The organism is Stagnimonas sp. FW305-C-60, assembly GCF_058782965.1.
Genome location: NZ_JBYSYF010000001.1, coordinates 190,700 through 212,119, shown reverse-complemented (window position 1 = coordinate 212,119; position 21,420 = coordinate 190,700). Strand labels below are relative to the sequence as shown.

Genomic DNA, 21,420 nt, shown 5'->3' with positions numbered 1-21,420 from the left:
GTGAACTTTCTCGCCCACCTCTGGCTCGCCGACCAGACCAAGACCTCGCTGGCCGGCTCGGTGCTGGGCGATGTCGTGCACGGCCCCGATCTCTCCGCCTATCCGCCGGAGATCGTCGAGGGCGTGCGCCTGCACCGGCGCATCGACGCGCTCACCGACCAGCATCCGCGCAGCCTGGCGCTGCGCGCGGCCTGGCCCGACGGCGGCCGCCGCTATGCCGGCATCCTGCTCGATCTGGTCGCCGACTACCGCCTGGTGCAGGACTGGCCGCAGTTTTCCGAGGAGCCGCTGACCGCGTTCTGCCGGCGCGCCGGCCAGGCCATCGAGGACGCCAGCGACTGGTTCCTGCTCGCCGGTGGCCGCAGCAGCAGTGCCGCATCTTTCACCGCGCTGCTGCATTCCTACGGCGAGCCGGCCGGCATCGATCTGGCGATCCGCCGTACCGCCGCGCGTCTGCGCAAGCCGGAGCCGCTGCTGGCGGCGGCGGCGCACTGGCCGCAGGGCGCCGAGGCGCTGCGGCCGCATCTGGCCGAGTTGCTCGGCGACCTGCGGCAGTCGGCATTGCAACTGCTTGCCGCCGGTCTGAGCGAGACCCGCGCCGCTGCCATGGAGATTTCCGCGTGAACCTGTTCGACCCTTTCAAGCTGCGCGGACTGACCCTGCGCAACCGCATCGCGGTGTCGCCGATGTGCATGTATTCCTGCGTCGATGGCCTGGTCAACGACTGGCATCTGGTGCACCTGGGCAGCCGCGCCGTCGGTGGCGCCGGCCTGGTGATCGCCGAGGCCAGCGCGGTGAGCCCCGAGGGCCGTATCTCGCCAGCGGATGCCGGCCTCTACCGCGAGGAGCACGTTGCCGCCTGGGCGCCGGTCACTGCCTTCATCCGCGCCCAGGGCGCGGTACCGGGCGTGCAGTTGGCGCATGCCGGCCGCAAGGCCAGTACCGCGCGGCCCTGGCTGGGCGGCAAGCCGGTGGGGCCCGAGGCCGAGGGCTGGTCGCCGCTGCTGGCGCCCAGCGCCATCGCCTTCAACGAAGCCTCGCAGACGCCGCAGGCGCTGGATCTCGCTGGCATCGAGGCGATCAAGGCGAGCTTCGTGCAGGCGGCGCGACGGGCGCTGGCGGCGGGCTTCGAGCTGGTGGAAGTGCATGCCGCGCACGGCTATCTGCTCCACGAATTCCTGTCGCCGCTGAGCAACGCGCGCGAGGACCACTACGGTGGCAGCTTCGACAACCGCACCCGGCTGCTGCGCGAGATCGTCAGCGTGGTGCGCGCGGTCTGGCCGGAACACCTGCCGCTGCTGGTGCGGATCTCCGCCACTGACTGGGCCGAGTCCGGCGGCTGGGAGATTGAGCAGAGCATCGCGCTGGCGCGGCAGATCAAGGAGCTGGGGGTGGATCTGATCGACGTTTCCACCGGCGGCAACCTGGCGCGCGCGGCGATTCCGGTGGCACCGGGCTTCCAAGTGCCGTTCGCGGCGCGTATCCGCCGCGAGGCGGGCATCGCCACCGCCGCCGTCGGCCTGATCACCGAGCCGGCGCAGGCGCAAGCCATCGTCGCGGCCGGTGAGGCCGATCTGGTGCTGCTGGCGCGCGCGCTGCTGCGCGATCCCTACTGGCCGTATCACGCCGCCAAGGCCCTGGGCCATACGCTGGCGGTGCCGCCGCAGTACCAGCGGGCCTGGTAGGGGTAGGCGGCGACGAAACGTGCAATCTGGTTCAGGTACGTTGAAAATATGCGCAACCGGTACTCGTTCGTGCCGGCTTGTATCGTCGAGAACCCCGATGCGCGCACCCTCCCTGCTGCTGATCCTCATCGCTCTGCTGGCCGCGCCGGTGGCGCAGGCGAGTTCGTCCTGCAAGGCGTCCAGCGTTCTGGGCATCGACATGCTGCGCTGCCAGTACCGTACGCAACAGGTGCCGACCGGTGGCCAGGGCACGCGCACGGTGGAATACCAGTTGCCGGACGGCACGCCGCCTGCCGGTGGCTGGCCGGCGGTGGTCTGGTACCAGACCGGCGTGTTCCCCAACTACTGGAACGGCAACAGCGCCATGCTGGCCGGCTTCCAGTACGAATCAGAGACCTTCGCCAAGCTGCTGGATGCCGGTTACGCGGTGATCGCGCCGACCGTCAATCAGGCGCGGCTGCTCCAGTACTGGGACACCAATGCCTACGGCGTCGATACCACCCAGCCCTATACCGACACCGAGGACTACCGGGTGCTGACCGCAGTGCTCGACGGCCTGGGCGCCGGCCAGTTCGGGCCGATCAACAGCCACCGGCTCTACGCCACCGGCATGTCCAGTGGCGGCTACAACACCTCGCGGATGGCGGTGAGTTTTCCGGGGCGCTTCCGCGCGCTGATCGTCCAGTCCGGCTCCTACGCCACCTGCAACGGCAGCACCTGCACGCTGCCGGCGCAGCTGCCGAGCAATCACCCGCCGACGCTGTTCCTGCACGGTGCCGACGACACCATCGTGCCGCCCGCCACCATGCAGCTCTACCACGACCGGCTGAAGGCAATGGGCGTGGAAGTGGGCTTGTTCCTGGCGCCGGGCGTGCGGCACGCAATCCTGGCGGAGTCGCCGGCGCTGGTCCTGGACTGGGTGCGCCGGCACTGAGTCGCCGGGGCTGCTCGGCGGCCCTCACCAAATCGGACGAAGCCCAGCGGGCGGGCGCTGTCTAAGCTCTTCGGTAAGTCAGACTCACCAAGAGCACCGTCCCATGTCCAGCAGCGAGCGTCCCAGCGTCCTCCAAGCCTTCACCGGCCTCTCCACCGACGAGATGGAGATCCTCAACCAAGCCGACCACTTCGCCCAGAGCGAGATGTACCCGCTGGCGCAGAAGATGGACGACGAGGAATGGTGGCCGAAGGACATCTTTCCCAAGATCGGCGCCACCGGCTACTTCGGCATCACCGCGCCCGAGCAGTACGGCGGCTCGGGGCTGGACGTGTTCACCTCGGGCCTGATCCTGCAGGCCTTCGGCCGCTGGAACCATGCGCTGGCGCTTTCCTGGGTGGCGCACGAGAACTTGTGCCTGCACAACATCCTGCGCAACGCCAACGAGGAGCAGAAGGCCAAGTACGTGCCGGGCCTGGTCAAGGGCACCGCCATCGGCGCGCTGGGCCTCACCGAGCCGGGCGCCGGCTCCGACGCCATCGGCTCGATGCGTACTACCGCGCGCCGCGAGGGTGACAACTACATCCTCAACGGCCGCAAGATCTACATCACCAACGGCCCGGTCGCCGACGTGCTGCTGGTCTATGCCAAGACCGACAAGGACCGTGGCAATCAGGGCGTCTCCGCCTTCATCGTCGAGAAGGATTTCCCCGGCTTCAAGGTGGCGCAGAAGCTGGTGAAGATGGGCTTCCGTGGCAGCCAGACTGCCGAGCTGGTGTTCGACGAATGCAAGGTGCCGGCGGCCAATCTGGTCGGCGGCGAGAACCGTGGCGTGAAGGTGGTGATGTCGGGCCTCGACCTCGAGCGGGCGATGATCTCGCCGATCTGCTTAGGGATAGCCGAGCGCGCCTTCGCGCTGGCCCTGGACTACTCCAAGCAGCGCAAGCAGTTCGGGCGGGCGATCAGCGATTTCCAGATGGTGCAGGCCAAGCTTGCCGACATGTATACCCGCGTCGAGTCGATGCGTCTGTTCACCTACCAGGTGCTGCGCGCGGCGAACGTGATCGGCGAGGAGGACGGCGGCCGTGGCGAGATCCACAAGCTCACCGCCGCCGGCGTGCTCTACGTCGCCGAGACCATGAACCAGGTGCTCAACGATGCCGTGCAGGTGCATGGCGGCACCGGCTACATCTGGGAGAGCGAGATCAACCGCCTGTACCGCTCGATCAAGCTGCTGGAGATCGGGGCCGGCACCAGCGAGGTGCGCAAGATGATCATCAGCAAGGAATTGCTGAGCGCTTGAGAGTGAGTCCCCTCTCCCCTGGTGGGAGAGGGTTAGGGAGTGGGGTGCGCGGCTCAGCCGCGTGCTGGCTGATCACAAGATTGAGGCCCCCTCTCCCCCAGCCCCTCTCCCACCAGGGGAGAGGGGAGCCAGAGGCCACATTCCATGTCCCCCGAAATCGCCGCACTCAACAACCCCGAAAATCTCTGGGCCGCCGAAACCGTGTACCGCCCCGATCTGTTCAAGGGCAAGGTCGCGCTGGTCTCCGGTGCCGGTAGCGGCATCGGCCGCGCCTGCGCGCTGCTGTTCGCGCGCTTGGGCGCCAAGCTGGTGATCTGTGGCCGCACGCCGGAAAAGCTCGACGCCATCGCCGAGTTCGTGCGCGGCAAGGGTGGCGAGGTGCTGTGCGTGCCGACCAATGTCCGTGAGCCGGAGCAGGTCGACGAGCTGTTCAGGAAAGCCCAGGCACACTACGGCCGCATCGACTACACGGTGAACAACGCCGGCGGCCAGTTTCCGCAGAACGCCATCGACTACGCGCCCAAGGGCTGGAACGCGGTCATCAACAACAACCTCAACGGCACTTGGCTGATGATGCAGCGCGCCGCCCAGCACTGGCGCGACCACGGCGGGCCGGGCTCGATCGTCAACATCGTGGTGGTGATCGAGCGCGGCATGCCGGGCGTCGCGCACACCGTCGCGGCGCGCGCCGGGATCATCGGCGCCAGCCGCACGGTGGCGGTGGAATGGGCGCCCTTGGGCGTGCGGGTGAACTGCGTGGCGCCGGGGCTGACCGCCACCGAAGGCCTCGACGTGTATCCACCCGAGGCGCAGAAGGAATTTCCGCTGGCGAACCCGCTCAAGCGGCCGGGCACGCCGATGGAGATCGCGGAATCGGTGATCTACCTCAGCGCCTCGTCCGGTAGCTTCATCACCGGCGAGGTGCTCACCGTCGATGGCGGCGGCAAGCTCTGGGGCGAGCTGTGGACCGCCGGCCGGCCGGACTACTACCGGCACTAGCCCCTAGGCGGCCGCCTTGGCCGCCTGGGCCGTGCAGTCGCCGCAGAGGTCGGGAAACAGCTCGCGGCTGACCCGCAGGATCAGCGCGTCCAGCGCGGCGTCGTCGGCGATGTCCACCAGCGGGTTCCAGCCGTAGCCATTGAGCAGGGTCTGCAGGTGCCGGCAGAACAGCCGGTAGGGATCGCGGACATTGAAGTCGTCCATCACGCCTTCCGCGTGCACCAGGTTGTGGGTGCCGATGGTCAGCGCCCAGACGCCCACCGAAACCTGTTCGGGAGTGAGGCCGCGCAACTCCAGATCGCCGGCGTCCACCGCCTCGCTGATCAGGCCCACCACCAGGGCCCCGATCGGGTCGTTGGCCTCCAGCAGCTCGGCGCGACGCTCGGCGGAGGCGGCGTTCCAGACCACTTCGGTGAACACGTATTGGCCGATGCGGAAATGCTCGGGGTTGCGGCGCACGAACAGCATGTCGGCGACGCCAAAGGCGAACATCCGCTCGCGCGAGGAAGCCTCCCAGCGCGCCACCCGCAAGAACAGCTCGACGTGCTCGCGCACCTGCTCGATGGTCAGCGCCAGCAGCAGGTCTTCCTTGGAAGCGAAATGCAGGTAGAGCGTGCCGACGGCGTACTCAGCGCGTTCGGCGATGCGGCTCATCTGCAATTTGAGCAGACCTTGCTCGCGAATCAGCTCTCGCGCGGCGGCTAAAAAACGCTGTTCGCGCGCCTCGAATTCCCGCTGCTTGCGTTGCTTGGTGCTCAAAGTGCTTCCGGTCTGACCGAGGAGGGCTGAAATTGGAATCCGGTTTTAATCTTGAATCAGATTCACAAACCGGTCAATAATGGCGCCCATCAGCCCTGCTCCGGCCGCCCCTGGCGGCTCTTTTGCCTAGAGAACCCCATGCGTCCGGTCCTCCTGCCCCTACCCGCTGCCGCCCTGGCGCTGGCCTCCCTGTTGTCCGCCTGCGCCCTTGGGCCGGACTACCAGGCGCCGGCTGCGGCTGGCGGCGAGCGCTACGGCGCCGATCCCCTGCCCGCCGAGACCGTGGCCACTCCGGTTCCCGGTGGCGAGGCCCAGAAGTTCCTCGCCGGCAAGGAAGTCCCGGACCGCTGGTGGACGCTGTTCGGCTCCGAAAAGCTCAATGCCCTGGTCAACGAGGCGCTCGCCAACAGCCCCAGCGTCGCCTCGGCGCAGGCGGCATTGCGGGTCGCGCAGGCCAATGCCCAGGCGCGTGGCGCTGACCGCTATCCAAGCGTCGACGCCAGCGCCAGTGGCACCCGCCAGAAGATCGATACCAGCAGCTTCGGCAATCCCGGAGGCGGCAGCACCATCTACAACCTTTACAACGCCTCGGTCGACGTCTCCTACGGCATCGACCTGTTCGGCGGCACCCGCCGCGGCATCGAGGCGGTGCTGGCGCAGGCCGAATTCCAGCGCTACCAGAGCGAGGCGGCCTACCAGACCCTGGTCGCCAATGTGGTGACTGCGGCGGTGCAGGAGGCGCAGTTGCGCGCGCTGGTGCAGGGCCAGGAGGCCATCCTCGCCGACCAGGAAAAGACCCTGAAGGTGAGCGAAACCCAGTTCGACCTGGGCGCCATCGGCAAGGCCGAGCTGCTCAATGCCCGCTCGCTGCTGGCCGCCGAGCGCGCCAAGCTGCCGCCGTTGCGCTTGCAGCTGAGCCAGGTACAGAACCAGCTGGCGGTGTATCTCGGCAAGCTGCCCAGCGAGCGCGTCGCCAGCAACTTCGAGCTGCAGGAGCTGAGCCTGCCGCAGGAGCTGCCGGTGTCGCTGCCCTCGACCCTGGTGCAGCGCCGGCCCGACGTGCTGGCCGCCGAGGCCGCATTGCGCACGGCTTCCGCCAATGTCGGCGTCGCCGCCGCTAACCGCTTTCCCAAGCTCACCTTGAGCGCCAGCTACGGCAGCCAGTCGTCCAAGATCGAGAACCTGTTTGACGGCGACGTCTGGAGCCTGGGCGCCAATCTGAGCGCGCCGATTTTCCACTTCGGTGCACTGTCGGCGCTCTACAAGGGCTCGCAGGCGGCCTACGAGCAGTCGGCCGCCGATTACAAGCTCACCGTGCTCAACGCCTTCCGCAACGTCGCCGACGCCCTCCGCCAGGTGGAAACCGATGCCGAGCGCCTGCAGTCGCAGCACGAGGCCGCTGCCGCTGCCGACGAGGCACTGAAGCTGGCGCAGCTGCAGTACCAACTGGGGGCGGCGAGCTATCTGCAGCTGCTCAGTGCCCAGCAGCAGCAGATCCAGGCCCGCACCGCCTACGTGCAGGCGCAGGCGGCGCGCTACCAGGACAGCGTCGCGCTGTTCCAGGCGCTGGGCGGCGGCTTCACCTCCCGCGATGCCGGAGCGGGCACCGCGACCGCGGTCGCTGCCCCTTAATAAATCAGTTCTCGTTTTCTAAAAACCCTCTTCTTGCCAGGCGCGAAGCCCATGTACAGCCCGAACGGATACAAGACTCAAAACAACGCCAAGCGCTGGATCGTGATGATCGTCGGCGTGGTCGTGCTGGTGGCGGTGATCGCCGGCATCAAGGCCTACAGCGTCAAGCAGATGATCGACGGCTTCGCCGCGATGGGCGAGCCGAAATCGACAGTGTCCACTGCCAAGGTCGCCTATGAGGAATGGCAACCGAACATCTCCGCGGTGGGTTCGCTCCGCGCCGCGCGCGGTGTTGATCTGGCTGCCGAGGTGTCCGGCGTGGTCGAGGCCGTGCAGGTGCGTTCCGGCGAAGACGTCAAGGAAGGCGAGCTGTTGGTGCAGATGGTGATGGACTCCGACTACGCCCGCTTGCGTGCTCTGCAGGCCGATGCCGAGCTGGCGCGCAGTGTCGAGCAGCGCGCCCGCAAGCAGCTGGCCGCGCAGGCGATCAGCCAGGCGCAGGCCGATTCCGAAGCCGCCAAGCTGAAGGCGGCGGAAGCGGCAGTTGCCGAGCAGAACGCACTGATCCGCAAGAAGGCGATCAAGGCGCCGTTCCCTGGCCGCCTGGGCATCACCACTGTCAACCCGGGCCAGTATCTGAATCCGGGCGACAAGCTGGTGACCCTGCAGCAGCTCGATCCCGTCCACGTTGACTTCACGGTGCCGCAGTCCGCGCTGGCGCAGCTCCAGAATGGCTTACAGGTCACCGCCACCACCGATAGCTTCCCGGGCCAGAGCTTCAGCGGCACGGTCACCGCCATCAATCCGGTGGTCGATGCCAGCACCCGCAACGTCAAGGTGCAGGCAACGCTGAAGAACCCCGAGCGCAAGCTGCTGCCGGGCATGTTCACCAATGTGGTGGTCGCCACCGGGGCGCCGCAGCGCTACCTGACCCTGCCCGCCAACGCGGTGGCCTTCAACCCCTATGGCGAGACGGTGTTCATCGTCGTCAAGCGTGGTGAAGAGAGCGCGGTCCCCGACAACAAGCCGGACGACCTGCTGCAGTCGGAAGCGCTGAAGAAGGCCGACGCCGATCTGAAGGCCGCCGCCGAGGCCGCCAGCAAGAAGGACGGCGAACAAGCCCAGCCCGCCGCCGCACCGGCTGCCTCGGCTGAGCCGGTGCTGGTGGCGCGTCAGGTGTTCATCAAGACCGGCCCCAGTCGCGGCGACCAGGTCGCGGTGATCAGCGGCCTCAAGGAAGGCGACGAGGTGGTGACCAGCGGCCAGATCAAGCTCAAGAACGACACCGCCATCGTCATCAACAACGAGCTGCAGCCGTCCAGCAACCCGGACCCGCGTCCGGTCGACGAGTAAGCGCGCTCACCGCGCTCTTGGAAAGCTCATGAACTTCACTGACACCTTTATCAAGAAACCGGTCCTGGCCCTGGTGGTCAGCGCGATGATCCTGGTGCTGGGCCTGCGTGCCGTGGCCCAGCTGCCGGTGCGTGAGTATCCGGAATCGCAGATCGCGGCGGTCACCGTCACCACCACCTACTTTGGTGCGGATGCCGACGTGATCGCCGGCTTCATCACCGCGCCGCTGGAAGCCGCCATTGCCCAGGCCCAGGGCATCGACTACATCTTCTCGACCTCGCTCAACGGCGCCAGTGTCATCACCGTCAACCTGCGGCTGAACTACGACGCCACCAAGGCGCTGTCGGAAATCAGCGCCCAGGTGAACTCGGTGCTGAACCAGTTGCCGGAAGGCGCGCAGCAGCCTTCGCTGAAGATCTCCACCGGCGAGAGCACCGCCTCGATGTATCTGGGGTTCACCAGCGACACGCTGGCGGCCAACCAGATCACCGACTATCTCCTGCGCGTGGTGCAGCCCAAGCTCCAGGGCATTGCCGGTGTGCAGAACGCCGAAATCTTCGGCGCCCGCCAGTTCGCGCTGCGCGTGTGGATGGACCCGCAGCGGCTGGCCGCCTATAGCCTCACCGCCGCCGACGTCTACACCGCGCTGGGCGCCAACAACTACATCTCCGCCATCGGCTCGACCAAGGGCGAGATGGTGACCGTGGATCTGACCGCGCGCACCGATCTGCACTCGCTGGAGGAATTCCGCAAGCTGGTGGTGAAGTCCAATGAGGGCGGCATCGTCCGCCTGGAAGACGTCGCCAATGTCACCCTGGGCGCCGAGCAGTACGACTTCAATGCGCGTTCCGATGGCCGTCGCGCGCTGTTCATCGGTGTTCGCGTCGCGCCCGATGCCAACGTGCTGACCGTGATCGGCGACGTGCGCGAAGCCTTTCCGGGCATCGTCGCGCAGCTGCCCAAGGGCCTCAGCGGCGAGATCGACTACGACGCCACCGACTACATCCGCAGCGCCATCAGTGAGGTGCAGACCACTCTGATCGAGGCGCTGCTGATCGTTTCGGCGGTGATCTTCCTGTTTCTCGGCTCACCGCGTTCGGTGCTGATCCCGGCGGTGGCGATTCCGCTGTCGCTGGTCGGCGGCTTCATCTTCATGCTGGTACTGGGCTATTCGATCAACCTGCTGACCTTGCTGGCGCTGGTGCTCGCGATCGGCCTGGTGGTCGATGACGCGATCATCGTGGTCGAGAATGTCGATCGCCACATGAAGGACGGCATGACGCCGTTCAAGGCGGCCTTGCAGGGCGCGCGCGAACTGGCAGGCCCCATCGTCGCGATGACCGTCGTGCTGATCGCCGTGTACGTGCCGATCGGCTTCCAGGGCGGCCTCACCGGCACCCTGTTTTCGGAGTTCGCGTTCACCCTGGTCGGTGCCGTAGTGGTCTCCGCCATCGTCGCGCTGACGCTGTCACCGATGATGGCCGCTTACTTCCTGAAGCCGGGCGAGCATGAAGGCAACCGCTTCATTCAGATGATCGACCGCAACTTCGAATGGACGCGGGCGCATTACGAGCGTCTGCTTGGCGGCGCACTGAGCAGCTGGAAGACCGTGGTCGCCTTCGGCTTCCTGATCATCGGCCTGATCGCGGTGATGCTGATGATGCCTTCGGCCATCGGCTTCAAGAAGGAGCTGGCGCCGCAGGAGGACCAGGGCTTCGTGATCGGCTTCGGTTACGCCATGCCAAATGCCTCGGTGGAGCAGATGGGCGTCTACTCGCGCAAGATGTACGAGTACGTGAAGGCGACGCCGGAAGTCGAGCAGGCGTTCACGCTGGACGGCGTCAGCACCCCCAATACCACGCTCACCGGCATGATCCTCAAACCCTGGGATCAGCGTACGCGCAGCAGCTTCGATCTCCAGAGGGATTTGCAGGAGAAGTTCAACAGCATCGCCGGCGCCACCATCTACGCCTCGCAACCTCCGCCGCTGCCGACCAGCAGCGGTGGCGCCAACACCTCGGTGGTGTTCGTGATCGGCACCACCGACTCCTTCGCCAATCTCGACGAGGTGGCCAGCGACATGCTCGCGGAGGCGCAGAAGAGCGGCAAGTTCTACTACATCGACACCGATCTGAAGCTCAACAAGCCGCAGGTCTCGGTGCATGTCGACCGTGACAAGGCGGCCGCACTGGGGCTGTCGATGCGCGACATCGGCTCCTCGCTGGGCGCGATGCTGGGCGGCGGCTACGTCAACTACTTCAGCATCGCCGGGCGCTCCTACAAGGTGATCCCGCAGGCGCAGCAGGTGAGCCGGCTGAATGCCGACCAGCTCAACAACTACTACATCCGCACCGCCAGCGGCGAGGTGGTGCCGGCTTCGACGGTGGTGACACTGAAGACGCAGGCGATTCCGACCCGTGTCAGCCGGTTCCAGCAGCTCAACTCCGCGACGTTCAGCGGCGTGCCTTCCGGCACGCTGGGCGACGCGCTCGACTATCTGAAGAAGCTCGCCGACCAGCGGATGCCGGCCGGCTACACCGTCGACTACGGCGGCGAGTCGCGCCAGTTCATGCAGGAGACCTCGGCTTTCGCCCTGACCATGGGCCTGGCCCTGGTGATCATCTTCCTGACCTTGGCGGCGCAGTTCGAGAGCTTCCGCGATCCGTTGATCGTGCTGACTTCGGTGCCGATGGCGATCTTCGGCGCGCTGGTGTTTATCTTCCTCGGCTACAAGAACCTGACGATCAACATCTACACCCAGGTGGGCTTGGTGACCCTGGTGGGCCTGATCGCCAAGCACGGCATCCTGCTGGTGCAGTTCGCCAACGACGAGCAGAAGGCCGGCAGGAGCAAGCTCGAGGCGATACTCGCCGCCGCCGGCGTGCGCCTGCGGCCGATCCTGATGACCACCGCCGCGATGGTGCTGGGCGTGATGCCGCTGGTGATCGCCGAGGGCGCGGGCGCGGTCGGCCGCAACCACATGGGCGTGGTGATCGCCTCCGGCATATTCATCGGCACGGTGTTCACGCTGTTCGTGGTGCCGGCGATGTACATGCTGCTGGCGGCGGACCATCACGCCAAGTCGGCCGCTGCCGAGGACGAGGTGCCGCCGGCCGTGGCCCACTGAGCGGCGATGGCTGCAACAGCGGAGCCCGGGGAATGATCCTCGGGCTCTTTTGTTTGGGTACTGCTTCTTGCGAGCAGTGAGGCCGAGCCCAGTGGCTACGGCTTGTCGTGCGGGTGCCGAGCGCGGAACTCGCTGGTCAGCACCAGCGGAGCCCGTCGGCTCCAGGCCAGCTACAGCGCCGGCGCGATCTCCACCACCAGGCCTTCCAGCTTCTCACTCATCGGAATCTGGCAAGACAGCCGCGAGCCGGACTTGAGCGGCACCAGCTCGCCGATCGCCTCCAGCATCATCTGCTCGTCCTCAGACTTCGGCGGCAGCTTGTCCAGCCAGGCGGCATCGACGTAGACATGGCAGGTGCCGCAGGAGCAGGCGCCACCGCAGGTGCCCTCGACGCCGGTATTGGCATCGCGCAGCGCTTCCATCAAGGGGCAACCCCCCAGGGCTTCGAGCTTGCTTTCGCTGCCATCACGGCCGATCACCTTCACCACTGCCATCTTTCCAACTCCACTCAAAGTGAAGCCTCCGTGCCGACGACCGGCACGGAGGCGTTTTCGCCAACTACTACGTTCGCTCAGATCGAAACGCCGGGCTTAGGCGGCTTCTTCGAGCTTGGGCTTGTCGACGTAGAACTGCTTGAACCACTTGCGGAACTGCAGCACCGGACCGTCGCCGTCGCAGAGCAGCGGGTTGGGGCGGAACTTCTTGTTGTTCCAGACGATGAAGTCGACGCTCTCGAAGCCGGCGCTTTCCTCGCCCTCGGCAGCACCGATCATGTGGTCGATCTGCTTCTTGGAGAAGGCCAGCTCGGTGGTGCCGGCCGGGTAGTCGACGTGACGGAAGCTCATGTTCATCTGCGTCTTGTCGTGGCTGATCGGCACCGAGTACGAGATCATCGTCGAGGTCACCGGCTTGCCGGTGGCCGGGTTGACCTGGTTGAAGCGCATGACGTTCAGGCCCGGCCCATACATCTCACCGAGGATGTAACCCTTGCCGATGTCCAGGTGCATGCGCGCGCCTTCGTAGCTGGCCTCGACCGGCGGAATCATCGGCGCGTTGTGCAGGAACTTCAGGTGGGCGACATCGACGCCGTTCTCGGCGATCTCCTGGATGCAGGTGTTCGCACTCCAGCTGCCGCGGCGCGAGCCGGTGTAACCGGTGGCGTCCTCCATCTCCGGGATGTAGGGCAGCTCGAAGCTCGGCGGCTCGCAAGCCGGGTGGTACCAGCTCCAGATCATCCCGTACTTCTCGACCGTGGGCAGGGTGCGCAGGATCGGGCCCTTCTTGGTGATCGGCGGCATCACCTTGGCGTAGGGGATGGCCTTGCAGTTGCCGTCGGTGTCGTATTCCCAGTGGTGGAAGGGGCAGCGCAGGTGCTCGCCGCAGACCTTGCCGCCGTGGCCCATGTGGGCGCCCAGGTGCGGGCAGTAAGGGTCGGAGACGCCCGGCTTGCCGCCTTCGGTGCGGAACAGCACCCACTCCTGGCCGAATACGAAGATGTTACGCATCTCGCCGGCCTTGAGGTTTTCCACGTGGTCGATGAAGTACCAGCCGACCGGAACCGGAAACGGCGCGCGCTCCAGGGTCTGTGATTCGAGAAGCATCTTCAGATTGATGGCGCCCATGATGTCGGTATCTCCTGTTGCCTGATCTGGGTATGGCCCACGGCTCTTCAGGGCCTGAGGGTGCGTCATGGTGGCCTGCCGGTTTGGGCCGGGCCTCGTCCATTTAGGTTATGAGAAGGCGTTCTCTTTACTCGCCACGCCGGCAGGGTGGAGGCGAGTGTGTTGCTCAATCTGGCTTCGCCAGTCCTAGGTCCAACTGACGCCGGCTTTCAAACCGGCGCGCCTCGCCGCTCAGCGGATCGACAAAGCGCACCGAGCGCGCCAGCAGTTGCAGCGGGTGGCGGTAGTCGTCTTCCAGCTCCGGCCGCAGCTCGGGGTAGAAGCTGTCGTTGACGATGGCCGCGCCCAGAGCCGCCAGATGCACGCGCAGCTGGTGCTTGCGGCCGGTGAGCGGCTGCAGGCGGTAGCGGCTCAGGCCGTCGTCCAGCAGGGTCTGGGATTCGATCAGGGTTTCGCTGTTGGGCTCGCCCTCCACCTCGCGCATGCGGAAGAAAGGCTCGCCATCGACCAGCCGGCTGCGGTGCCGCAGGGGCAGCGTCAGCGCGGGCAGGCTGGGTGCGACGGCCTCATAGATTTTTTCCACGCTGCGGGTGGGGAACAGTTGCTGGTAGCGGCCGCGCGTCTCGGGATTGACCGAAAACAGCACCAGCCCGGCGGTGCCGCGGTCGATGCGGTGCAGCGGCACCAGCGCCTCCAGCCCCAGCTCGCGCTTGAGCCGAACCAGCAGGGTCTGCTGCAGATAGCGGCCGGCCGGCACCACCGGCAGGAAGTGCGGCTTGTCGGCGACCAGCAGGTGGTCATCGCGGTAGATCAGCTCGGCCTGGAAAGGGATCTCCGGCTCCGCTTCCAGCTCACGGTAGTAGTAGAGCGTGCCGCCGGCCTTGTAAGGCTGCTCCGGCCCGGTGGTCTCGCCATTCTGCAAGCGCAGCTCGCCTCGCGCGGCGCGCCCGAGCCAGATCTCGGCGGCGACCTCGGGGAAGCGTTCGCGCAGGAAGTCCGCCAGCCGCGCCCAGGGGCCGGCCGGCAACACGATGCTGCTGGGGCCGACGCCGTCGCGGACGGGCAGGGGAGCGTGCACTTGGGGGCAGAAGGAGGCGGGCGGGGCGCCCAGCCTAGCGGGTTCCGGCGGCGGGTAGCGGCATGAGCATGCGGCGCCGCTCTTGGGATACTCGCATCCGGTCCCCATAGCTGGTATTCCTCCCGCTGCCATTCAAGGACGATCGCCATGGAACACAGACAGCTCGGCCGCTCCGGCCTGAAAGTGCCGGTCCTCAGCCTCGGCACCGGCACCTTCGGCGGCATCGGCAGCATGTTCAGCAAATGGGGCGCGACCGATGTCGCCGGCGCGCGGCGTCTGGTCGATGTCTGCCTGGAAGCCGGCCTCAATTTCTTCGATACCGCCGATGTCTACTCCGGGGGCGCCTCCGAGGAGATCCTCGGGCAGGCGCTGCAAGGCCGGCGCGACCAGGTGCTGATCTCGACCAAGGCTACTTTCAGCATGGGGGCCGGCCCCAACGACAAGGGCTCCTCGCGCCATCACCTGATCCGCGCCTGCGAGGCCAGCCTCAAGCGCCTGGGCACCGACCACATCGACCTCTACTTCATGCACGGCTATGACGCGCTGACGCCGGTGGAGGAAACCCTGCGCGCGCTCGACGACCTGATCACCGCCGGCAAGATCCGCTATCTGGGCTGCTCCAATTTCTCCGGCTGGCAGGTGATGAAGGCGCTGGCCACTTCCGAGCGCTACGGCCTGGGTCGCTACGTCAGCTACCAGGGCTATTACTCGCTGATCGGCCGCGACTACGAGTGGGAGCTGATGCCGCTGGCCCTGGAGCAGGGCCTGGGCACCATGGTCTGGAGCCCGCTCGGCTGGGGCCGGCTCACCGGCAAGATCCGTCGCGGCCAGCCGCCGACGGCCGGACGCATCCAGCAGGGCGGCGCCGAGGGTGGGCCGATTGTCGAGGACGACTACCTGTACCAGGTCGTCGATGCGCTCGACGCCGTCGCCGCCGAAACCGGCAAGACCGTGCCGCAGGTAGCGCTCAACTGGCTGCTGCAACGTCCCAGCGTCGCCAACATCGTCATCGGTGCGCGCAACGAGGAGCAGCTGCGGCAGAACCTCGGCGCCCTGGGCTGGACCTTGAGCGCCGAGCAGGTGACGCGGCTGGACGCCGCCAGCCAGCGCACGCCGATCTACCCCTACTGGCACCAGCGCGGCTTCGACGAGCGCAATCCCAAGCCGACGCAGTGGTGATGACCGCCACCCGATGCCGTCTGGCGGTCATCGGCAGTTGCTAGACTGCGCCCGCCTTTTTCGTCACTCCCTTCTGGCTGCCCAATGTCCTCCCGCGAATCCTATGGCCTCGGCCCGCTGCCGACCCTGATCTTCTCTTCCCGCTGGCTGCAGTTGCCGCTCTACCTGGGCCTGATCGTTGCCCAGGGTGTCTACGTGGTGCTGTTCTGCAAGGAGCTCTGGCATCTGATCCACGGCGCCTTCGAGCTCAACGAGCAGCAGGTGATGCTGATCGTGCTGGCGCTGATCGACGTGGTAATGATCTCCAACCTGCTGATGATGGTGATCGTCGGCGGCTACGAAACCTTCGTGTCGCGCCTGGGGCTGGAAAAGCACCCGGATCAGCCGGAGTGGCTCAGCCATGTGAACGCCTCGGTGCTCAAGGTGAAGCTGGCGATGGCGATCATCGGCATCTCCTCGATCCACCTGCTCAAGACCTTCATCGAGGCCGGCAGCCTCGGCGCCCTGCCGCTGTGCTCGGCGGTGGACCCCGGCGTCAAATGCGCCACCGTCACCGCCACCGGCGTGATGTGGCAGACCATCATCCACATGGCCTTCATCGCCTCGGCGATCGGCATTGCCTGGACCGACCGCATCATGAGCGCCGGTCTGCCCGCGCATCCCAGGGGCGAGGTCAAGCACTGAAGCCTGCCGCAAGACCGGCGCGGAGCGCGCGATGAGCAAGGTGGTGCTGGTCACCGGCGCTTCCTCCGGCCTGGGCCGGGCCTGTGCCGAGGCCTTGGCCGCCGCCGGGCACCGGGTCTATGCCGCCAGCCGGAGGCCGCCGCAGGATCTGCCCGGCTGCAAGCCGCTGGCGCTGGATGTGGACCGCGACGACAGCGTGCAGTCGGCGATCGCCTGGCTGCTGGCCGCCGAGCCGCGCGTCGACGTGCTGATCAATTGCGCCGGCTTTGGTATTGCCGGCGCCATCGAAGACACCAGCAGCGCTGAGGCGCAGCAGCAGTTCGAGACCAATTTCTTCGGCGCGGTGCGAGTCACCCGCGCCTTGCTGCCACAGCTGCGCCAGCAGGGCGGCGGACTGATCGTGCAGGTCGGCTCGCTGGTGACGCAGCTGCCGGTGCCGTTCCAGGCCTACTACTGCGCCAGCAAGGCGGCGCTGGAGTCCTGGGCCGAGGCGCTACGCTTCGAGGTGGCGCCGCATGCGATCCGCGTTGCCTGCATCCAGCCCGGCAACTTCGCCACCGGCTTCACCGCGCAGCGGCGCCGGGTCGTGGGCTGGACCGAGGCCTCCAGCTACCACGCGCGCTGCGAGGCCTCGGTGGGCTGGATGGAGGAGGACGAGCGCAAGGGCCTGGAGCCGGCGCGCTTCGCCCGTCAGATGCTGAACCTGGTCGAACACCCGCAGCCGACCTTCCGCCACCTCGCCATCGCGCCCATCGAGCGCCTGGCCCTCTGGCTGCGCGCAGTGCTCCCTTACCGCTGGTACGAGCGGCTGTTCCGGCATTTCTTCCGCGCCAACTGAGTCGCGCGCCGCCGTTGGAGGCGCCCACGCTGCTGCGTTAAGGTGCGCCCAACTGTTTGGGGGAGAGCATGAAAAGAATCGGCAAGCGCTACCGGCCCGGCCGCGCCGCGCAGGACTACGACGTGATCGTCATCGGCTCCGGCATCGGCGGCCTCAGTTGCGCGGCACTGCTGACGCGCCTGGGCCGCAAGGTCTGCGTACTGGAGCAGCACTACACCGCTGGCGGCTTCACGCATTCCTACGAGCGCGAGGGTTACGAGTGGGATGTCGGCGTGCACTACATCGGCGAGGTGCACAAGCCCTACGCGCCGCTGCGCCGCATCTTTGACGTCATCAGCGATGGCAAGCTCGAATGGGCGCCGATGGACGCCTGCTACGACCGCATCATCATCGGCGACCGGCACTACGACTTCATCGCCGGCAAGGACAATCTCGCCGCCGAGTTGAAGCGCCACTTCCCCGAAGAAGGCGCGGCCATCGATGAGTACTTCCGTCTGGTGCAGAAAGTCAGCGGCAGCATGCAGGCCTACTTCGCCGGCCAGGCCATGCCGCCGCGCATCGCCCGCGTCTACGAGGCGCTGAAGCGCTTCCGGCTGCCGAAGGAATGCTTCATGAGCACCCGCGCGGTGCTGGAGAAGCTCACCAGCAACCAGCAACTGATCGCCGTGCTCACTGGCCAGTGGGGCGACTACGGCCTGCCGCCGGCCGAGGCCGCCTTCATCATGCACGCCGCCGTCACCAAGCATTACTTCGCGGGTGGCAACTATCCGGTGGGCGGCTCCTGGAAGATCGCCGACACCATCGTCCCGGTGATCCGTAGCGGTGGCGGCGAGGTGTTCACCTACGCCAGGGTCAAGGAGCTGTTGATCGAGAACGGCCGCGCGGTCGGCGTGCGGATGGAAGACGGCAGCGAGGTCCGCGCGCCGGCGGTGGTCAGCAGCGCCGGCGCCGAGCTGACCTTCGGCAGCCTGCTGCCGGCAGCCGAGCGCCAGCGCCACGGCTACCCCGCCAAGCTGCGCGAGGTGCATGCCTCCTCGGGGCATCTTTGCCTCTACGCCGGCTTCAAGGGCACGGCGCGGGAGCTGGGTCTGCCCAAGACCAATCTCTGGATCTATCCCAACGCCGATCACGAGGGCAACACCCAGCGCTTTCTCGACGATCCGATCAACAGCCTGCCGATGCTCTACGTCTCCTTCCCGTCCGCGAAGGACCCGGAGTGGGAGAGAAACTACCCCGGCAAGAGCACGGTGGAAGTCATCACCCTGGGCCGCTACGAGTGGTTCGAGAAGTGGGCCAAGGAAACCTGGAACCATCGCGGCGCCGAGTACGAGGCGCTCAAGAAACAGTTCGGCGAACGCATGCTCGAAGGTCTGTACCAGCAGATGCCGCAGTTGCGCGGCGCGATGGACTACTGGGAGCTGTCGACGCCGCTATCGACCGAGTACTTCGGCATGTACGGCAAGGGCGAGATTTACGGGCTCGATCACGACCTGCACCGCTTCGAGCAGAAGTGGCTGCACCCGGTGACGCCGGTGAAGGGCCTCTATCTCACCGGCCAGGACGTGGTCACCGCCGGCGTCGGCGGCGCGCTGATGGGCGGCGTGCTGACCACGGCGGCGATGCTGGGGACGAAGGCGGGGCAGGTGTTCAAGCTGCTCAAGACCTGGAAGCCGACCGAGCCGGCGGCGACCCCGACCTGAGCCGGAACCCGCGAAGCGACGAGAGTGCCGGATGATGAAACGACAAGCTCATGCGCTTGTTCTTCAGCCCCGGCGGCGAGAGCCCAGTGAGCAGGCCCAGCAGGAACATCACAGTGCCCGCCATCAGCAGCAACTGGCCGTGTGCCGGCGGTGCGATGACTTACGAGGTCATCGCCCGCCGGATTCGGTGGCGCTGCAGGAAGACTTGCTGAGTGAGACGGCGATGGGTCGCGTGGCGCCAATAGCGGACGCTCATATCGCCTCATCAGTACTTTCGTCCCGATGACTCGCACATCAACTTGGAGCGAAACATCAGGCAGGTCAGCCTCGTGCTGCCCGCAGCGCGTTGGTCAGGCAAATACCTGTTGCAATCGTGGCCCCGAACACGGCCACGTAGAACGAGCCGTAGCTCAGCAGATTCGGCCAGCTACCTATGGGCTGCAGGCCGCGTTCCGGCGCGTATACGGCGGCTGAGTAGCCGATGGCGTTGCCCCACAGCATCACGATCGCGGCGTAGTAGAACCACCGTGCCTGCCGCACGCTGAATTGCAGGCGTGGGCTCAAGAGCACCATCGCCATCACATACATTGAGTTCACCAAGGGGCCGACGTGGGCGTTGCGCAGCAGCTCCTTCTGGTTGGGCACCATCACGTCGAAGCGCGGCAGGGGGAGTATGTGCAGCACGTTGTCAGCGAGTGCGATCAGCCACACGAAGCCGCCGCAGAAGCCAAGAAACATCATGATGAAGCAATGCACGAGCAGTTTGCCGCCGATGCGACTCGACAGCCCCTGGCCTGCCACCACCCAAGTTTCGTTCTTCACCGTGCTCTCCTGATTGTGTGTGGGTTGTTGTGGTTTTAGGCGACGGCCTTTGCCATCGGTTGGGCATAGGGCACGGGCATCTGCGGCGCGTGGGTGTCCAGCAGGGGGATCTGGTCCAGCGGCGCGGTACCGTGGCCGGCGATCCAGTCCAGCACCCATTGCGGGTCCTTCTCGCGGCGCGGCGAATGGCCAGGCAGTGCTGCCCGCAGCAGATAGGGGCCAACGTGGCAGATGAAGGCGGTGATGTGCCTGGCGAGCCGCAGCCGCGAGCGCAGTTGCCGCCACAGGCCCTCGTGCTGGAGCATCACCTTGTAGGCGCGCATCGAAAACCACATCACCTGCAGCGAGCCGTGGAAGACGCCGTAAGCCCGCGCCAGATAGCCGCCCAGACTGCCGCCGAAGGCCGCCTGGTAGATATCGTAGGCCACGCACTTGTGCTCGGTTTCTTCCACCATGTGCCAGAGCACGAAGGACACCACGCGCGTATCCGCACCCCTGAACAAGCTAACGCGCTGCTCGATGAGCCATTTGGTCACGCCCAGGGTCATTGACTCGAAGCCCGCGGTGTAGGCCATGCGAGTGCGCAGCGTACGCAGGGCGAGGCGCGTGTAGGCCGCCTGCATGTCGCGCTCGATGGCTTCGAGCTGTGGATAGCGCTTGGCCTTGAGCATCTCGTTGAAACGCCGGTGGGCTTGGTAGTGGTGCTGTTCCTGGGTGTTAAAGGCGCGGCCCTGCTCGCTTAAGTGCTCGTTGCCGAGCAGCTGCGTGGTTTCACGTACGGTGCGGATCAGAAACGGTTCGAGATACGGCATGGTCAGCGAGCCACCGTTCATCATCGCTGCAAGCTCGGGCTCGCCCGGGATCCACTGTGGGTCGATGTCGTCGGGAAACTCGAAGGCGATGCGACGCGGAACGGGCGTGGGCTCGGCCGACAGCGGGGCCAGGCCGTGTTGGGCTTCAACCATGACGTTTCTCCTTGGCGGGGGCTTTATCTGCGCTATCGGCGTGCTCCAGGCCTGTGCGTAGCGCGTGGATCAACGTGGGCACCAGCACCTTCACATCGCGACCCATCACGAACTGCCCGGCCACCTGCAGCGACACCAGGCCGTGCGCACCTATCCAGAACAGATGGCTGGCGGTCAGCGGGTCGATGGCCCTTGGAAAGTCGCCGCGCGCCTGGCCGGCGGCAATCACCTGAGTACATACATCCAGCGCGTCGCGCTTGGCGGCCTTGAGCTCTATCGAGCTGCGCGCCACCTCCAGCTGTTCGAGAGCGAAGAACATCAGCGCGTAGCGGTGCGGGTGTGCCATGCCGCTGCGGATGTAAGCGGCCGCCAGTGACTCCAGCTGCTGCTCGGGCTCGCTCAAGCCCACGATGGCCTCGCGCATCTCGGCCTCGATCCAGCGGAAGGCGCGGGCGCGCAAGGCATTCACCAGCTCCTGCTTGTCGGCGAAGTAGCGGTAGGGCGCGGAATAGCTCAAGCCCAGTTCCGTGGCGAGGCGGCGGAAGCTAAGTGCGTCTTCGCCGCCCTCCTTCTCGAACACCGCCATTGCGGCATCCAGAATTTGGTCGCGCTTTTGCGCACGCAGGTCATCGGAGAACTTTGGGCGGGCCATGCAGATCAGTAAACATCATTAACGTAACATCGTCAACATAATTGCCGACGCGCTGTTCGTGCCTATTGATGGCCACCTTTGAGTCGCA

General features: G+C 66.3%; 19 protein-coding genes. 12 read left to right on the top strand and 7 right to left on the bottom strand.

All coding sequences use genetic code 11. The annotated features are described in order from the left end of the window. From AC3WT6_RS01010 to AC3WT6_RS00990, 5 genes are all read left to right on the top strand, one after another. A complete protein-coding gene (locus tag AC3WT6_RS01010; protein WP_492651685.1) occupies positions 1-624 on the top strand; it encodes an acyl carrier protein phosphodiesterase in 624 nt (207 codons plus the stop codon). Then, positions 621-1,685 carry an NADH:flavin oxidoreductase/NADH oxidase gene (locus AC3WT6_RS01005; protein ID WP_492651684.1) on the top strand — a complete coding sequence of 355 codons (1,065 nt, stop codon included), beginning with the start codon at positions 621-623 and terminating at the stop codon, positions 1,683-1,685. The genes AC3WT6_RS01010 and AC3WT6_RS01005 overlap by 4 nt, the downstream gene beginning before the upstream one ends. 97 nt (positions 1,686-1,782) lie before the next feature. After that, positions 1,783-2,619, top strand: a complete 837-nt coding sequence (locus AC3WT6_RS01000) for an extracellular medium-chain-length polyhydroxyalkanoate depolymerase (RefSeq protein ID WP_492651683.1) — start codon at positions 1,783-1,785, stop codon at positions 2,617-2,619. A 103-nt stretch (positions 2,620-2,722) separates the two neighbouring features. Next, positions 2,723-3,922: an acyl-CoA dehydrogenase family protein gene (locus AC3WT6_RS00995; protein ID WP_492651682.1), complete on the top strand. Its 1,200-nt coding sequence runs from the start codon at positions 2,723-2,725 to the stop codon at positions 3,920-3,922. A gap of 144 nt (positions 3,923-4,066) precedes the next feature. Beyond that, positions 4,067-4,921, top strand: a complete 855-nt coding sequence (locus tag AC3WT6_RS00990; protein ID WP_492651681.1) for an SDR family NAD(P)-dependent oxidoreductase — start codon at positions 4,067-4,069, stop codon at positions 4,919-4,921. A gap of 3 nt (positions 4,922-4,924) precedes the next feature. On the opposite strand, the gene AC3WT6_RS00985 is transcribed toward AC3WT6_RS00990, so the two are convergent. Continuing rightward, positions 4,925-5,680, bottom strand: coding sequence for a TetR/AcrR family transcriptional regulator (locus AC3WT6_RS00985; protein ID WP_492651680.1), 756 nt, complete (start codon positions 5,678-5,680; stop codon positions 4,925-4,927). A gap of 138 nt (positions 5,681-5,818) precedes the next feature. Here AC3WT6_RS00985 and AC3WT6_RS00980 point away from each other — a divergent pair, with 138 nt between their 5' ends. From AC3WT6_RS00980 to AC3WT6_RS00970, 3 genes are read left to right on the top strand one after another with little or no spacing between them, the layout of a single operon-like run. Beyond that, positions 5,819-7,312 carry an efflux transporter outer membrane subunit gene (locus tag AC3WT6_RS00980; protein WP_492651679.1) on the top strand — a complete coding sequence of 498 codons (1,494 nt, stop codon included), beginning with the start codon at positions 5,819-5,821 and terminating at the stop codon, positions 7,310-7,312. Positions 7,313-7,363: 51 nt separating this feature from the next. Continuing rightward, positions 7,364-8,665: an efflux RND transporter periplasmic adaptor subunit gene (locus tag AC3WT6_RS00975; RefSeq protein WP_492651678.1), complete on the top strand. Its 1,302-nt coding sequence runs from the start codon at positions 7,364-7,366 to the stop codon at positions 8,663-8,665. Between the two features lie 28 nt (positions 8,666-8,693). Beyond that, positions 8,694-11,792: an efflux RND transporter permease subunit gene (locus AC3WT6_RS00970; protein ID WP_492651677.1), complete on the top strand. Its 3,099-nt coding sequence runs from the start codon at positions 8,694-8,696 to the stop codon at positions 11,790-11,792. A gap of 170 nt (positions 11,793-11,962) precedes the next feature. Here AC3WT6_RS00970 and AC3WT6_RS00965 read toward each other — a convergent pair whose 3' ends face one another. The 3 genes from AC3WT6_RS00965 to AC3WT6_RS00955 all read right to left on the bottom strand — a co-directional run bounded on the left by AC3WT6_RS00965 (position 11,963) and on the right by AC3WT6_RS00955 (position 14,492). After that, entirely contained in the window at positions 11,963-12,286 is a 324-nt protein-coding gene (locus AC3WT6_RS00965) for a 2Fe-2S iron-sulfur cluster-binding protein (RefSeq protein WP_492651676.1), read from the bottom strand. Between the two features lie 96 nt (positions 12,287-12,382). Then, positions 12,383-13,414, bottom strand: coding sequence for a Rieske 2Fe-2S domain-containing protein (locus AC3WT6_RS00960; RefSeq protein ID WP_492651675.1), 1,032 nt, complete (start codon positions 13,412-13,414; stop codon positions 12,383-12,385). Between the two features lie 166 nt (positions 13,415-13,580). After that, the gene (locus tag AC3WT6_RS00955) at positions 13,581-14,492 is read right to left on the bottom strand and encodes a pseudouridine synthase (RefSeq protein WP_492651674.1); all 912 of its coding nucleotides are present in this window, start codon (positions 14,490-14,492) and stop codon (positions 13,581-13,583) included. Between the two features lie 147 nt (positions 14,493-14,639). Here AC3WT6_RS00955 and AC3WT6_RS00950 point away from each other — a divergent pair, with 147 nt between their 5' ends. The 4 genes from AC3WT6_RS00950 (at position 14,640) to AC3WT6_RS00935 (ending at position 18,893) form a co-directional block, all read left to right on the top strand. Next, positions 14,640-15,671 carry an aldo/keto reductase gene (locus AC3WT6_RS00950; protein WP_492651673.1) on the top strand — a complete coding sequence of 344 codons (1,032 nt, stop codon included), beginning with the start codon at positions 14,640-14,642 and terminating at the stop codon, positions 15,669-15,671. 84 nt (positions 15,672-15,755) lie between these two features. Beyond that, positions 15,756-16,355: a TIGR00645 family protein gene (locus AC3WT6_RS00945; protein WP_492651672.1), complete on the top strand. Its 600-nt coding sequence runs from the start codon at positions 15,756-15,758 to the stop codon at positions 16,353-16,355. 31 nt (positions 16,356-16,386) lie between these two features. Further along, the gene (locus tag AC3WT6_RS00940; RefSeq protein WP_492651671.1) at positions 16,387-17,193 is read left to right on the top strand and encodes an SDR family oxidoreductase; all 807 of its coding nucleotides are present in this window, start codon (positions 16,387-16,389) and stop codon (positions 17,191-17,193) included. 68 nt (positions 17,194-17,261) lie between these two features. Continuing rightward, positions 17,262-18,893, top strand: a complete 1,632-nt coding sequence (locus AC3WT6_RS00935; RefSeq protein ID WP_492651670.1) for a phytoene desaturase family protein — start codon at positions 17,262-17,264, stop codon at positions 18,891-18,893. A 321-nt stretch (positions 18,894-19,214) separates the two neighbouring features. Here AC3WT6_RS00935 and AC3WT6_RS00930 read toward each other — a convergent pair whose 3' ends face one another. Genes AC3WT6_RS00930 through AC3WT6_RS00920 form a run of 3 tightly spaced genes read right to left on the bottom strand, consistent with a single transcriptional unit; the run spans position 19,215 to position 21,332 of the window. Then, positions 19,215-19,715: a styrene oxide isomerase gene (locus AC3WT6_RS00930; protein ID WP_492651669.1), complete on the bottom strand. Its 501-nt coding sequence runs from the start codon at positions 19,713-19,715 to the stop codon at positions 19,215-19,217. Positions 19,716-19,750: 35 nt separating this feature from the next. Continuing rightward, positions 19,751-20,680, bottom strand: a complete 930-nt coding sequence (locus AC3WT6_RS00925; protein WP_492651668.1) for a metal-dependent hydrolase — start codon at positions 20,678-20,680, stop codon at positions 19,751-19,753. Then, positions 20,673-21,332 (bottom strand): TetR/AcrR family transcriptional regulator, encoded by a 660-nt coding sequence (locus AC3WT6_RS00920; RefSeq protein WP_492651667.1) that lies wholly within the window; start codon positions 21,330-21,332, stop codon positions 20,673-20,675. Before AC3WT6_RS00920 ends, AC3WT6_RS00925 begins: the two co-directional genes overlap by 8 nt. Positions 21,333-21,420 lie beyond the last annotated feature (88 nt).